This is a genomic window from Tenacibaculum sp. 47A_GOM-205m (genome assembly GCF_000518405.1).
GTDB classification, from domain to species: Bacteria; Bacteroidota; Bacteroidia; order Flavobacteriales; family Flavobacteriaceae; genus Polaribacter; species Polaribacter lutimaris.
In genome coordinates this window covers 260,309-274,487 of record NZ_KI912431.1, presented here as the reverse complement: position 1 = coordinate 274,487, position 14,179 = coordinate 260,309, and the positions used below count along the sequence as shown (strand labels likewise).

The 14,179-nt window shown below is 29.3% G+C and carries 17 protein-coding genes; 10 read left to right on the top strand and 7 right to left on the bottom strand.

Features of this window, described 5'->3' with window-relative positions:
* The first annotated feature begins 31 nt into the window (after positions 1 to 31).
* The 5 genes from N534_RS0113475 to N534_RS15150 all read left to right on the top strand — a co-directional run bounded on the left by N534_RS0113475 (position 32) and on the right by N534_RS15150 (position 5,003).
* Positions 32 to 892 (top strand): rhomboid family intramembrane serine protease, encoded by an 861-nt coding sequence (locus N534_RS0113475; RefSeq protein ID WP_028892978.1) that lies wholly within the window; start codon positions 32 to 34, stop codon positions 890 to 892.
* A complete protein-coding gene (locus tag N534_RS0113470; RefSeq protein ID WP_028892977.1) occupies positions 893 to 1,906 on the top strand; it encodes an endonuclease/exonuclease/phosphatase family protein in 1,014 nt (337 codons plus the stop codon). It abuts the gene before it with no gap.
* Between the two features lie 55 nt (positions 1,907 to 1,961).
* Positions 1,962 to 3,104, top strand: coding sequence for a geranylgeranyl reductase family protein (locus N534_RS0113465; protein ID WP_028892976.1), 1,143 nt, complete (start codon positions 1,962 to 1,964; stop codon positions 3,102 to 3,104).
* 218 nt (positions 3,105 to 3,322) lie between these two features.
* Positions 3,323 to 3,985, top strand: a complete 663-nt coding sequence (locus N534_RS0113460; RefSeq protein ID WP_231517329.1) for an aspartyl/asparaginyl beta-hydroxylase domain-containing protein — start codon at positions 3,323 to 3,325, stop codon at positions 3,983 to 3,985.
* A 19-nt stretch (positions 3,986 to 4,004) separates the two neighbouring features.
* Positions 4,005 to 5,003, top strand: a complete 999-nt coding sequence (locus N534_RS15150; RefSeq protein ID WP_051435932.1) for a hypothetical protein — start codon at positions 4,005 to 4,007, stop codon at positions 5,001 to 5,003.
* On the opposite strand, the gene N534_RS0113450 is transcribed toward N534_RS15150, so the two are convergent.
* The 5 genes from N534_RS0113450 to N534_RS0113430 all read right to left on the bottom strand — a co-directional run bounded on the left by N534_RS0113450 (position 5,000) and on the right by N534_RS0113430 (position 9,149).
* The gene (locus N534_RS0113450; protein WP_028892974.1) at positions 5,000 to 5,542 is read right to left on the bottom strand and encodes a hypothetical protein; all 543 of its coding nucleotides are present in this window, start codon (positions 5,540 to 5,542) and stop codon (positions 5,000 to 5,002) included. The genes N534_RS15150 and N534_RS0113450 overlap by 4 nt on opposite strands.
* Positions 5,543 to 5,705: 163 nt before the next feature.
* Positions 5,706 to 6,125 (bottom strand): hypothetical protein, encoded by a 420-nt coding sequence (locus tag N534_RS0113445; RefSeq protein WP_028892973.1) that lies wholly within the window; start codon positions 6,123 to 6,125, stop codon positions 5,706 to 5,708.
* Between the two features lie 36 nt (positions 6,126 to 6,161).
* Positions 6,162 to 6,503, bottom strand: coding sequence for a zinc-ribbon domain-containing protein (locus N534_RS0113440; RefSeq protein ID WP_028892972.1), 342 nt, complete (start codon positions 6,501 to 6,503; stop codon positions 6,162 to 6,164).
* A 108-nt stretch (positions 6,504 to 6,611) separates the two neighbouring features.
* Positions 6,612 to 7,253 carry a response regulator transcription factor gene (locus N534_RS0113435; RefSeq protein ID WP_028892971.1) on the bottom strand — a complete coding sequence of 214 codons (642 nt, stop codon included), beginning with the start codon at positions 7,251 to 7,253 and terminating at the stop codon, positions 6,612 to 6,614.
* A 6-nt stretch (positions 7,254 to 7,259) separates the two neighbouring features.
* Positions 7,260 to 9,149, bottom strand: a complete 1,890-nt coding sequence (locus N534_RS0113430; RefSeq protein WP_028892970.1) for a sensor histidine kinase — start codon at positions 9,147 to 9,149, stop codon at positions 7,260 to 7,262.
* A 215-nt stretch (positions 9,150 to 9,364) separates the two neighbouring features.
* Between N534_RS0113430 and N534_RS0113425 the strand changes: the two genes are divergently transcribed.
* The 5 genes from N534_RS0113425 to N534_RS0113405 all read left to right on the top strand — a co-directional run bounded on the left by N534_RS0113425 (position 9,365) and on the right by N534_RS0113405 (position 12,075).
* Positions 9,365 to 9,598 carry a thioredoxin gene (locus tag N534_RS0113425; protein ID WP_028892969.1) on the top strand — a complete coding sequence of 78 codons (234 nt, stop codon included), beginning with the start codon at positions 9,365 to 9,367 and terminating at the stop codon, positions 9,596 to 9,598.
* Between the two features lie 67 nt (positions 9,599 to 9,665).
* Positions 9,666 to 9,929 (top strand): DUF2024 family protein, encoded by a 264-nt coding sequence (locus N534_RS0113420; protein WP_028892968.1) that lies wholly within the window; start codon positions 9,666 to 9,668, stop codon positions 9,927 to 9,929.
* Positions 9,929 to 10,531 (top strand): MarR family winged helix-turn-helix transcriptional regulator, encoded by a 603-nt coding sequence (locus tag N534_RS0113415; protein WP_028892967.1) that lies wholly within the window; start codon positions 9,929 to 9,931, stop codon positions 10,529 to 10,531. Before N534_RS0113420 ends, N534_RS0113415 begins: the two co-directional genes overlap by 1 nt.
* A 91-nt stretch (positions 10,532 to 10,622) precedes the next feature.
* Positions 10,623 to 11,348, top strand: a complete 726-nt coding sequence (locus tag N534_RS0113410) for an AAA family ATPase (RefSeq protein ID WP_028892966.1) — start codon at positions 10,623 to 10,625, stop codon at positions 11,346 to 11,348.
* Positions 11,341 to 12,075, top strand: coding sequence for a YggS family pyridoxal phosphate-dependent enzyme (locus N534_RS0113405; RefSeq protein WP_028892965.1), 735 nt, complete (start codon positions 11,341 to 11,343; stop codon positions 12,073 to 12,075). The genes N534_RS0113410 and N534_RS0113405 overlap by 8 nt, the downstream gene beginning before the upstream one ends.
* Here N534_RS0113405 and N534_RS0113400 read toward each other — a convergent pair.
* Both N534_RS0113400 and N534_RS0113395 read right to left on the bottom strand, forming a co-directional pair.
* Entirely contained in the window at positions 12,072 to 13,706 is a 1,635-nt protein-coding gene (locus N534_RS0113400) for an ABC transporter substrate-binding protein (protein WP_369791965.1), read from the bottom strand. The two genes, N534_RS0113405 and N534_RS0113400, sit on opposite strands and share 4 nt — an antisense overlap.
* Complete coding sequence (locus N534_RS0113395) at positions 13,663 to 14,175, bottom strand: DUF4442 domain-containing protein (RefSeq protein WP_028892963.1); 513 nt, start codon at positions 14,173 to 14,175, stop codon at positions 13,663 to 13,665. Before N534_RS0113395 ends, N534_RS0113400 begins: the two co-directional genes overlap by 44 nt.
* Positions 14,176 to 14,179 lie beyond the last annotated feature (4 nt).

The following is a 14,179-nucleotide window of genomic DNA, read 5'->3' as shown; positions in this document are numbered from 1 at the left end:
TTTAGTATATTTATAAAAGAAGCTATGTGTTATGAACGTGCTAGATAATTTAAAATATAGATTTAAACATGCAGGTGTAGTTGAAAAACTTATTTATGTAAACCTTGCTGTATTTTTGTTGGTTCTTTTTTCTAGTAGCTTTGGCAAACTGTTTCATGCTAACAATAACTTGTTTATAAATTGGTTTGCTTTACCAGCAAATTTCAATGATTTTTTATCAAAACCTTGGACGATTATCACTTATGGTTTTTTACACACCAACTTTATACATATTCTATTCAATCTAATTATACTTTTTTTTGTAGGAAATTTATTTGTTGATTATTTTACCCAAAAACAACTATTAAGCTTTTACCTGTTAGGAACCGTTTTTGGAGGGCTAATATTTATGGTTGGTTATAATTTCTTTCCTCTATTTGCAAAAGATATAGATTCAAATGTTTTATTAGGTGCTTCAGCTGGAACTTCTGCTATATTAATAGGTATAGCAACTTATATACCTAACTACTCTTTTAAAATACCTTTGATTGGCTATGTAAAACTTTGGCATATAGCTATAATTAAAATCATTTTGGATTTTATTCAAATCTCAGGAGATAATGCAGGTGGGCATTTAGCACATATTGGTGGCGCTATTTTAGGTTTCTTTTATGTAAGAAGTGCTAGTAATAAAGAACTAGGTATTTTTAAATCTATAAAGCAACTTTTTACTAAAAAAAAACGTAAACTAAAAACAGTTTATAAATCTGGTAATAAAACTTCTTCTAAAAACGTTAATAAAACAAAAAATCAGCAAGAAATTGATGCTATTTTAGATAAAATTAGCAAGTCTGGTTACGATACACTTAGTAAAAGTGAAAAAGAATTTTTATTCAAACAAGGAAAAAACTAAATGAGAAAGTATTCGGTAACTCATAAATTTTTATTTTTCATTAATTCAGTTTTCGCTACTGTTTTATTACTTTCATATGCGCTTCCGTATATTTCTCCAAAAACAATTCCTTTTCTTTCAGTATTTAGTTTATTTGTTCCTCTATTAGTTGTTACTAACATTTGTTTTTTTATTTATTGGCTTATTAAAATTCATAAAAATGCTTTGTTATCACTCCTAGTACTAATTATAGGATGGTTTGTTTCTACTCCTTTAATTAAATTTACTAACAAAGAAGTTATACTTAATAATGATTTAAAAATCATGAGTTATAATGTTCGTTTGTTTAATCACTACAAACATGAAGATGATACAACAACCGAACAAAAAATATATAAACTCATTAATAATGAAAATCCTGACGTTATTGCTATTCAAGAATTTTATAATTCTAAGCTTCTAGGCATTAAACTTCCTTATAAGTACATAAAAACAAAAACGAAAACAAATAAGTTTGGATTAGCTATTTACTCCAAACATCCAATTATCAATTCTGGTTCTCTTAATTTTAAAAGTAGTGCTAACAATACTATTTTTGCTGATATTCTTGTAGAAAAAGATACTATTCGGGTATACAATGTACATTTAGAATCGTTGAAACTTAATCCGAAAAAAGAGAATTTTGGTGAAAAAAGTTCTGAACGTTTGTTCAAACGCTTGGAGAATGGGTTTGTTAAACAAGTTGATCAAGTTGATTTGATAACTCAACACGAAGCTACTTGGAAAGGAAAAAAAATAATATGTGGTGATTTTAACAATACTGCTTATTCATGGGCTTACAAGCAACTGGCTACAGATAAGAAAGATGCTTTTATTGAAGCCGGTATGGGTATGGGTAAATCTTTTCGCTACATCTACCCTATGCGAATCGACTTTATTTTGGCAGATCAAAATACGACTATTAACCACTTTAAAACCTATAGCGATATAGAATTATCTGACCACTACCCAGTTATGACTCGCTTACACTGGTAATTTTATTTTTAATTCGGTATAAAAGTGTATTTTTAACCGATTTAAAAACAAACCTATGAAACAACACTATGATGTTGCTGTTATTGGCAGCGGACCATCAGGAGCTTCAACAGCTTTTTATTTAGCCCAAAAAGGTATTTCAACTGTTATTATTGAAAAAGAAACTTTACCTCGCTATAAAACATGCGGAGGTGGTTTTGTTTTTAGAGGGCGTAAAAACTTACCTTTTGATATTAAAGAGGTAGTTGAAAAAGAGTTTCATACTGTTGATATTTATCTAGGAGAAAAACTTCATTTTAAAACGCATAGAGAAAAACCAACTATTTCTATGATTATGCGTGATTCTTTTGACAATCTAATTACTCAAAAAGCAAAAGAATTTGGAGCTACGTTATTAGAAAATCATAAATTAAAAGGATTATCTTTTTCTGATGATATTATTACTCTAGAAACTTCTCAGGTGAATTTTACTGCTAATTTTGTTATTGCTGCAGACGGAGCTTTAAGTCCAACCGCAAAAATGGCTGGATGGAAAGAAGATACTCGTAAATTAATTCCTGCTTTAGAATATGAAGTAGAGGTTTCTGATGAAGACTTTGAACGTTTATCTAAAGAAGTTCGTTTTGATATTGATGCAATTCCTTATGGTTATGCATGGAATTTTCCAAAGAAGAAGCATTTATCTATTGGAGTTGCTTCCGCTAGAAGAACTAAAATTAACTTAAAAGAACATTATCAACAATATTTAAAAACTTTAAATATTACAAATATTGTTAGCGAATCTCAGCATGGATTTCAAATTCCTGTTTCTCCTCGTACAGACGGATTTGTTAAAAACAATGTGTTTTTAATTGGTGATGCTGCTGGTTTTGCTGATCCTATTACTGCAGAAGGAATTTCTAATGCTATATACAGTGGTAAATTAGCTGCTGAAGCTATAATTGAGAGTGAAAAAGAACCTGAATTAGCTGAAAAATTATACCTAGAAAAAATATCTGAAAACTTACTTCCTGAAATAAAAACTGGTTTATGGCTTTCTAAGTGGTTTTACGAACAAAAAAGTATTCGAAATATTGTGTTAAAAAAATACGGTCAACAGTTTAGCGAAGCTATGGCTGATGTTTTTCACGGGGATAGAAGTTATCCTAAAGACATTAAAAAAACAATTACGAAACGAATTAAAGATTTAGTTTCTTAAAAATAAAGAGCAGCCCCAAAAAGGTTGCTTTTTTTATTTTTAATATTCTTTCATTTATACTTAAAAAGTTAGCACTTATTCTCAAAAAATATTTTGTCTGCTTTTTTTACTTTAACTTGCTGTAAAACTATTGCATCTCTAAATTTTACATTCTAGTGAAAGAAATTAAAACTACTACATCTTTAAAACTTCCTTTTCTGTTTGATGCAGATAAACTATTGCATGATTATTCTCTAGTTGTAAATCAACATTGGATTCCTCATTTTAACAAATCTGGATATGAAGGTGAGTGGAAAGCTATTCCTTTATATACTAGCAATGGTGACACTTCTAACATTTTTGCTTTTCAAAATGATAATGGTACTATCCAGGAAACTCCCATAATGAATAATTGTAATTATTTTAGAGAGGTCATTAACTCTTTTCAATGCCCTATTTTATCTGCTCGCTTGCTTCGTTTGAATGTTGGTGCAGAAATAAAACCTCATCGTGATTACAAACTTGGTTATGAAGATGGCAACTTTCGCTTACATATTCCGATTATTACAAATAACAAGGTTGAATTTATTTTAAATGATAAACAACTAAATATGTTACCTGGAGAATGTTGGTATACGAATGTAAATTACGTACATTCTGTTGCCAACAAAGGAAATAAGGATCGCATACACTTAATTATCGACGCAGAAAGAAACGAGTGGTCAGATTCTTTGTTCTTTGCACTTGCTCCAAAAGATAGCTTTCAACCTATACAAGAAGAAATTGACTCACCAGAAACAATACGTCTTATCTTAAACGAACTAAAGCGTAACAATGAGCCTGCTTCAGAAAAACTTATTAAGGAAATGGAACAGAAGTTATTAAAACTTACATCAAAATAAACTACTCTTATAATAGCTTATGATAAATTTTAAAAAAGAGTTACTACATATTACCTCTCAATTCTTTGAAGAAACGTCTGATTATTCTTCTGCTTTAAAAGAGTATAAACAATTACTCTTTAGAATTTCAAATGAAGCTATAAATAATGTAGAACATCGAAATAATGTTCAACTTGAAAATGGTGTAGCGATTGGTACTTTATGGGCAGCTAATTGTCTTGATGATTTGGTAAGAACCCATAAGTTTATTAGAGGAATTGAGGTTGCTATTCAAGAGAAAATCCATCAAAAAGACTCACTACATATTCTTTATGCTGGTACTGGCCCTTTTGCTTCGCTTATACTTCCTTTTATATTGAAGTATGCTGATTGGAATATAACATACACACTTTTAGAGGTAAATCCTCTAAGTTTTGAAGTTTTGAAAAGTACAATTAAAAAGTTAGGTTTAGAAACCAATAATATCAACTTTATAAATCAAGACGCTACAAAATATAAATTCCCTAAAAACTTTTCTCCAGATATTATTGTAAGTGAAACCATGCAACGCGCATTGGATAGTGAGCAACAAGTTTCTGTTTTTTATAACTTAATGAGGCAGTCTAATTCTAATACTGTTTTTATTCCTGAGAAAATTACGTTAACTATTGGTACAGGCTCTTCTGAAAATAGTAAACCTGGCATTCAACAAAAATATTATCGCGAACATGACGAGGTTTTTGAGGTTAGTAAAGAAGCCATGAAATCGAATGATTGGTTGTTTGAAAAAACTTTAAACAAATTAGGTTTTACTGAAAAGCATACAGTTTTAAAAGAAGAAGAACTTTCTACAGCTAGTGAAATTGTGGTGATGACAGATATCACAATTTATAAAAACGAGAAACTTATTATAAATGAAAGTGGTTTAACTGTTCCTAAATACATTAAGGATGTTTCCAACAATAAAAAAGAATCCTTAACTATTAAGTCTCAATATGTAATTGGTGTTAATCCTAAGCTTGATTTAAAAATTGTTTAAACAAACTTCAAGCTTACTCCTTTTTTCTCAGCATAAACTTTTGCGGCTTCATCTAACTTTAAATTTTTCTCTTTAAACTCTTGGAAGCTTTTAGCTTCAAACTCATTGATTATCATATTAATTTCTTGTTGAGTTTTTCCTTCATCGTACATATAGGCAATTTCCGCATAGTCTTTTTTATAAAAACCGATGCAAAACTCAAATAATTTAATTGAAGCATTTATTAACTCTTTTGAATCTTCATTTACCTCTAAATTCTGAATATCTCTTAAACTTCTTTCAAGGTCTGGTATGGTGACTTTATGAAGGTATTGAGAGAATGTTGCTGCATATTCTTCTCCATCATTATCATAGTACTTTAGGTATTCATTTTTTTGTAATTCTTTAAGTTGCTCAAAATACCCTATACCATAATTAGCCATCAATAGATTGGTTTTTAGTACTGTTTTTTCAACAACTTTTTGCGGAGTTTCTTTCTGACAACTTACAAACAATATACATACTACAATAATTGTTAAAACACTTTTTACCCTTTTCATTTTCGACTATTCTTTATTGCTTTATAAAAATAAGCTTTCAATTTTTCATAAAAAACATTGCAAACAAGGCTTTTGATTTTTTGTTAGAAATCCCACACCCCTACTTACATTTTACCTCGGTTTGCAATGCTATAAATATTTTTCTTTTTCTTTCTTTTTTAGGTTATATAAATAAGAATGAAGCAACTATCATCCAAACTCCTACTATAATTCCTAATATCCCAAACTTTCCTTGTTTTGGTGCAATCTTCCCTCTCAACTGTTCTGCTTTTTCTTTAGCATCTGCATTTTTAGATAATAGTAATTTATTTATCATTCCGTATCCTAACATAAAACCTAAAACAGCTTCAACTACACTACCTGCTAAGAAAGTTACCCACCAAATTGGTGCTGTAGTTAACCAACCTAAGTTTAAAATAGCTGAAATTATTCCCCAAATTCCCCAGATACAAAAAATAAGACCAATCCATCCTTGGTAAGGCTCTATTTTTTCTAATAACTCTTTAGCATTAGGTTTTTTGGCTAAAATTAATGACGGTACTGCCACTATACTTAGAAATACTAATGAAATTCCGTAAATCATGTTTAATTAAAATTTAAATGGTTTATATTGATTTTATTATTTATGAATTAAAAGTGCTGAAGAAAACACAAACAGCATTAATGAAGCTATGATAATAAGCCCCAAAAACATCCACCAAGGTGTTTTACTGGTTTTCTTAAAATCCTTTGCTTTTTTTTGTAAATCTGGAGGCATTTGACTTTTACTCATCTCTAATTTACAATGCCCACAAATACTATATGTTTTTTTGAATAATGGAAAAACAGGAATCCAAAATATATGTGCATACAATCTATTTACCTGAATAAATAAACGTTCTGGTGTATTGCAATAACTGCAACTATGATTGTGTACTGGTTGTATGTTTATTTTGGCTTCACGCCATCCAAAAATTACCATAATTTTATTACTTAATAATTACAGTACAAAGATGCGTTGAAAGTGTTTTTTAAAATAGACTGAAACTAGCCAAAGTTAACACCCTGTTTTCAGGGGTGTACTAATTTATTACTCTACAAGTCCTAGTTTTATTGCATATTTGGTTAATCCAGCTAGGTTTTTTACGTTGAGTTTTGATATTAAATTCTTTCTGTAACTTTCAATAGTATGCTTACTTAAAAAGAGTTTGTCGGCAATTTCTTGTGTAGTGTATTCTTCAGCAATAAGCTTTAGCACATCCTTCTCTCGTTTGGTAAGTGTAACCATAGTGTCTTTCCCTTTATTAAAGACATTATTCATATAAGCTTGTTTTACCGATTCTGAAAAGTACTTATCGTTACTAAGAATTGTTTTTACAGCTAATAACAACTCTGATTGGGTTGCATTTTTTGATAAATAACCATCAACATCACTTTTTATTAATGTATCTATCATACCTGTATCTGTATGCATACTTACAATTAATGTTTTTATTTCTGGACGAGTTTTCTTAATGTAATCATTTAATGTAATACCATCTATATCTGGCATAGAAATATCACTAACTACTATATCAATTTGCTCATTAGGATTGGTATCTATAAATTTTATAACATTTTCACCACTATTGGCTGTTAACAAAATATTGTAAGCTTCTTCCTTATTAAAAATACTTAACAATCCGTCTAAAAACATTTTGTGGTCATCTACCAGAATAATATTATGCTTCATAGTATACTAATTTAAAGGTACATCAATGTCAATAACAGTTCCTTTGTCTGGAAAAGCATTTATAAACATTTCTCCTTTAATAATTTTTAATCTATCTTTTAAATTTTGAAACCCAAGTCCGTATTTTACTTTTTCTTGATCAAAGCCTGCTCCATCGTCCTCAAAAAGTAATTTTACACTATTATTAAATACTGAAAGTTGAATATCAATTTGAGTTGCTTTTGCGTGTTTTAAAGCATTCGTTAACAACTCTTGAATTATTTTATACAATTCTACTTTTAAATTTTCTTCAATCTTATCAATCTCTTCTTTCGGATGAATTTGTAGTGTTATTTCTTCATCAGACAAGTTCTTAACATTTTCTATATATTCAGAAACTATTGACGTAAAAGCAGAATCTTTAAACTTTTTAGGCATTAAGTTATGAGACAATTCTCTTACTTGATTATAAGTATCATCAACCTGTTGAATAATATTTTCTTTTTGCAGTTTTGTCTCATTTGATAACTGCAGTTTTATAGTTGCCAAATTTCCTCCAATACTATCGTGAAGTTCTCTTGCAATACGTTTTCTTTCATTATTCTGACCTTCTAACGATGCTTTTACCAATTTTAACTCTTGGTTTTTTAAAAGGGCAGATATTTTTTGTTGGTTAACTTCTTCTAACGTTTTGGTTAATTTACTCTGGGTTTGAAGCTTTTGATAGTACATATACAACAATCCCAACACAGGAATTAAAACGACAAGAAAACCTATTAAAATATTTGCTTTTAATGTTTTTTGTCGTTCTATCTCTTGTTTCTGCTCTAATGTTTTGTATTGTACTTCAAGCTCATTAACCTGCTGTTTGTTTTGACTAACTAAAATTTTATTATTTATACTATTTAGTTGTGTCATTAAAGCATGTGCGTTTTTATAATCTCCTGTTTCGGAATAAGCATTTTGAAGTCCTAAAACAACTCTTCTCTCTATTTCTAAATTTCCCCATTGAATAGAGTTTATATATACTGTTGATAGTATTTTCTTTGCATTATCATAATCTTTCTCCTTTAAATAAATACCCCCTAATACATTTCCTGCTTTTGCATACAGTGTAAAAAAACCATTTGACAGAGATTCGTTAAAAACATTATAACAAAGGTCTAATGCTTCTTCGTTTTTATTTTCTTTCCCTAATACTTTACTCAACCATAAGTCTACTTCTAATGCATTTTTAAGGTATCCTTCAGATATATAAAAAACTTTTGCCTTATTATAATTGTCTTTTGCTTTTTCTAATTCGTTCTTTGTGTAATAAATGAATCCCAGTTCAAAAAAAGCATCGTGTTTTAGTTTTTCATTTGGAGCATTTTCAATGCTTTCTTCAATAATTTTTTGTCCTTCTTCTTCTTTTCCTCTTACATATTTTATAGACCCTAATCCTATTCTATTTTTAACATAGAGCTCATCATCAAAATTCTTTTTAGAATGTTCAATTCCTTTTAAAAACCATTTTAATGCCTCATCAAACAATCCTTTTTCTAATTTTCCTTCTGCAATAGCATTTGAAACCTTAGATAGATATTCTTCTTTCTTTAGTAAAAGTTCTTCATTGGAGGTTTCAGTATACAATTTATGTCCATAATGTATAATTGAGTCTATATTCCCTTTTTGCTGATGAAATTCAATAAGATTGTAGGTAGCTGCATACTTTGTCTTAAAATCTTTTGCTTGTTCGATGTTTTTGAAAAGGGAATCGTTAGGTATTGTTGGATTCACCCCAAAAGCTTTAAAACTTTGCATCTCAGATTGTGCAAACATCTTACAACTAAATAATAAAAAGACACCTAAAACAATTTGTTTTAAAGCAACCTTTTTCTTTTCATTTTTTTCAAAACAGTTTTTATATTTTTTCAATTATAGGTTCTTTTTTCTGAAACAATTATGACTTCCAAAATTACAGAACATTTTTATTTCTTAATTAACTATTAGTTATTTTATTCTTTATAACTCCTTCAGAAGAAACAAAACTCTTTCATTAGTACTTCTTTTTTAAAAAATTTATTCCTGATAATTTTTATTAGTTAGGAAACCTAACTATATTTACAATAGAATTTAAAATATATATAATTATGAGTAAATCTATTTTTTATCACGCAGGTTGCCCTGTTTGTGTTAGTGCAGAACAAGACATTATAAATCTAATTGGTTTAGACAATGTTGAAGTAGTTCACTTCGGTGAAGACAAAGATCGAATTTTAGAAGCAGAAAATGCTGGTGTAAAATCTGTCCCTGCTTTGGTAACTCCTACTGGTAATGTACTCCATATTAATTTTGGAGCATCAATGGAAGAAGTAAAAGGATAATTTTTTCGCTCTACAAAGTTAGGATTCCTAATTTTGTAGAGCTTTTTAATATTTTAAATTATATAAAATGGAAGTAGCTGTTTGGGATACTTATGTAACTAAGAAAGATGGTAAAATAATGCATTTTGATATTATTGCACCTTCTAACAATAAAGACACTAACATAATTTTTAATTATGGAAAAGAATATTTAAGAACTAAAGGTCTAGAAAACCTAGAAATATCTTCAAAAGAATGTGTATTTTGCCATATTGAAATACTCAAACCCGAATGGGAAGACTCTATACATAAAAAAGGGTATTTTATATACGAAATGGAAAACTGTAATTAATGAAATCTCCTTTTAACTTAAATCAGCAAAACACAAAAATTGAAAGTAAAATAGTTGTCGCTTTAGAGCGAATTTCTGAGGCTTTCAGAGTACTTCTTTGGAGCGAAAGTAAGGAGAACTCTTTAAGCCCTATCCAAATTCAAATTCTAATTTTTTTACTATTTCACTCTGAAGAAAAATGCAAAGTGAGTTATTTAGCTGAAGAGTTCAATATGACTAAAGCTACCATTAGTGATAGTATTAGAGTTTTATTAAAAAAAGAATTAGTTCAAAAGTTTAATAACCCTAGCGATACTAGAAGTTATATTATTGGTTTAACCAATCAAGGAAAACAAATAGCAGAGAAATCAGCTAATTTTACACTTAATATAGAGCAACCATTAAGTTCATTACCTGAAGATCAAAAGAAAGATATACTAGCAGGACTCTTAAAAGTAATATACCAACTAAATAAAGCAGGGGTTATAACTATTCAAAGAATGTGCTTTACTTGCTCTTATTACCAAAATGAAAACAACGAACATTTTTGTAAACTTTTACAATCTAAATTGGCTTCTAAAGAGTTGAGAATTGATTGTCCTGAACATGAATTTAAGAGTTAATATTTTAAAGCATCAATCCTACTTCTTAACTGTATGTTAAAAGGTTTACTTTATTACCTATAACCTTTTATTTTTGACAAAAAATTATAAAATGGCTATACATAACTTGATTCTTCAAACGAAAGAAACAACTATAGAACTAGATGAAGTTCATCTTAGTAATGAAAACAAAAATACGCTACAGCAACTACTAAAAGAATTTAAACACGTAGCTGTTTTGAATCAATACAAACTCCCCGTTGATAATAAAATCTTATTATTCGGACATACTGGTTGTGGTAAAACTACCACCGCTAGAGCTATTGCCAAAAAGCTTGATAAAAAAATTATCATACTTAATTTGAGTAGTATTGTTTCTTCAAAACTAGGAGAAACCGCTAAAAATATTTCCGAAGTTTTTAAAAAAGCTACAAGAGAAAGTGCTGTGTTATTTTTAGATGAATTTGATTACATCGGTAAAGCTCGTGATTATGACAGTAAAGACTCTAGCGAGATGAAACGATTGGTTAATACTGTAATTCAATTAATAGATCAATTACCTAACGATGTTTTATTAATTGCTGCTACCAATCACTCTAGTGTTATAGATACTGCACTTTTAAGACGTTTTCAGTTAAAACTTAAATTCGAAGCACCTAGTGAATCAGAATTAGACAGCTATTACGAAACGTTATTACAACAATTCCCAGAAGAGTTTAGAAAAGTAAATCGTGTGTACGATATATCGTATGCAGAAGCAAAAGACATTACTTTTAGAGCTGTAAAAAATAAAATTATTGAAAAAGAAGAACTGAACAATCAATTCATAAATGGATAATATTCAAAACAACCTTAGCATTATTCATCAAAGAATACAATTTGCTTGTAAGAAAGCTAACAGAAACCCAAAAGATGTTCGTTTGTTACTAGCTACAAAAACAGTAAATACTGATAAAATAAATTTTGCTTTAGAACAAGGTGAAACTCTTGTGGGTGAAAATAAAATACAAGAATTAAAGCAAAAGTGTAATGCAATAAAGCACTTACAACCTGAAGTACATTTTATTGGTCATTTACAAAGTAACAAGATTAAAGAAGTTATAAAATGGGCTAGTTGTATTGAATCTATCGATCGTTTATCAGTTGCTGAAAAATTACATCAACGGTTGATTTTTGAAGAAAAAGAAATTGATGTATACATACAAGTAAACACCTCTTTTGAAGAAAGCAAATTCGGAGCCAATCCAGAGGAAACTATTGAGCTTGTAAAAGAAATATCTAAGTTTAAAAACATTCATATAAGGGGATTAATGACCATTGGTTTACTAAGCTCAGAATCCGATGAAGTTCGAAAATGTTTTCGCCTTTTAAAACAGCTTCAAGAAAAAATCAAGGCACTACAAATTCCTAATGTAGCTATGGAAGAACTCTCCATGGGAATGAGTGGTGATTTAGAAATTGCTATTGAAGAAGGTGCTACTATTGTACGAGTTGGAACAGCTATTTTTGGAGAACGTATTTACCCTGATAGCTACTACTGGAATGAAGCAAAAAGTAGCTCTTAATTTTTCTGTACTCTTTTTAAATTCAATAAATCAATAGGGTTAATTCCTAAACCATGTACATTTTTCTGTGTAAAACGAATAACTTCATCATAATATAATGGAACCACAGGAGCTTCTACTATAATGATACTATCCATTTGTTGATAAAGTTTACGACGTTTTAACACATCTACTTCTTTAATAGACTCTTCGTATAACTTATCAAACTGTTCGTTTTTAAAGTGTGTATAATTAGGTCCGTTAGGGGTAAAATTTTTGCTATAAAAAAGTGATAAATAATTTTCAGCATCAGGATAATCTGCAATCCAACTTGCTCTAAAAATAGGCAACTTACCATTTGCTTTCCCTTGACGTAATGTTGAAGGTGGAATTACATCTACTTTAGTTACTATTCCTATTTTTTGTAATTCACGTTGAATAAACTCACACAAATCTAAATAGTTGCTGTTCGTTGTAATTGCTATTTGCGGATTCTCATCTCCTGTCTCTTCTTTGTATTGTGCTACCAACTTCTTTGCTTCTTCAGGTTTGTATGAATATCCTTGTTGATTATTGAATGAAGGCAATCCTTTCGGGATGAATCCGCTTGTAGCAGGACTTCCGATTCCGTTTCTCAAAAATTTAATCATCTTCTCCCTATCAAACCCCAAATTTATAGCTTGTCGTATCAATTTCGATTTTGTTGGGTACTCTTCTTCTCCATCTAAATAAATTCCTAAATATTCTGTGTTTAAATACGCCCCTGTTTTCATATTGATTTTAGAAACATATTTCTCTTTTAAGGTTCCGTCTGTGTTTAGAATGTCATCTTTATACGAAGCATCTAAACTTTTCATAAAATCGATATTTCCTTGAATAAACTGTAAAAACTCACTTTGTTTATCTGGTAAAAAAGTTACAGCTACTGCTTCTAAATACGGAAGTTGATTTCCTTTTTCATCTTCTTCAAAAAATAGTGGATTTTTTCTCAATACCAACTTGGTATTTTCTACCCAAAGTTTAAAATGAAAAGGACCAGTTCCTATCGGGTTTGCTCTAAACTCATTTCCAAAATAATCAACTGCTTCTTTTGGAACTACAGAGCAATACTTCATGGCTAACAATCCTAAAAAAGGAGGAAAAGGTTGCTTTAAATTGATTGTAAAAACAGAATCACTCTCTGCTTTGAAATTAGCAACATTTTGTAATACCCAACCTCCTGGAGACGCCACATTCTTATCGAGCAATCTATTAAAAGAATATTCAAAATCTTTGGCTATTACATTTCTTGTAGAGTCTTTTCCAAACAGTTCGTGTTTATGAAATAATACATCATTTCTTAAATGAAACTGATAGGTTTTTCCATCTTCAGAAATTGTCCAATTCTTAGCTATTGAAGGTTGTACTTGTAAACTATCATCCAACTCTACCAATCCATTATACAATTGATTTACAGCCCAAATATTTCGTTGGTCTTTTGCAAAAGCAGGATCTAATGAAGTAATATTTGAATGCTCGTTATAGCGAAAAACTTGTTTATCAGTAAAATTACTTTTTTCTTTTTTACAAGAAGTTATAACTAATAAAGCTATAAGAACTAATAAAAAATTATTTATTCTTTCGTCTATTTTTATAGTACGTTTTATCTGCAATGTATATGGTTTTATCAATTTTTGTAAAAACAGTAGATTTATCTTTACTTACTATTTCTAGCTCTTTAATTAAATCTATTTTTTTCTCTACTTCTATTCTCTTCTTTATTTCTTCAATTTCATCTGTAGAAAAAATAAAATCTATAAAACCATCTTCATAAACAGGTTTTATAAACTTAATAGATGAACTTTTATCCCAAACAACATAATCATTTCCTAAAATATTAATTAATTGAATCATATAAATTGGATCTGTTGCCGAAAATAAACTTCCACCAAATATAGATCCAACATAATTCTTGTTTTTATAACTAACAGGAATTTTCACTTTCACATTCAATAAGTCATCAGATACATATATTATTTTTCCTGTAGATCTTTTGTACATTGGAGATAAGTTAAACCCATACTTAAATATGGTGCTTTTCTTAAAAAACTTACTTAAAAATTTATTTAGTGCTGCGTACATAAAT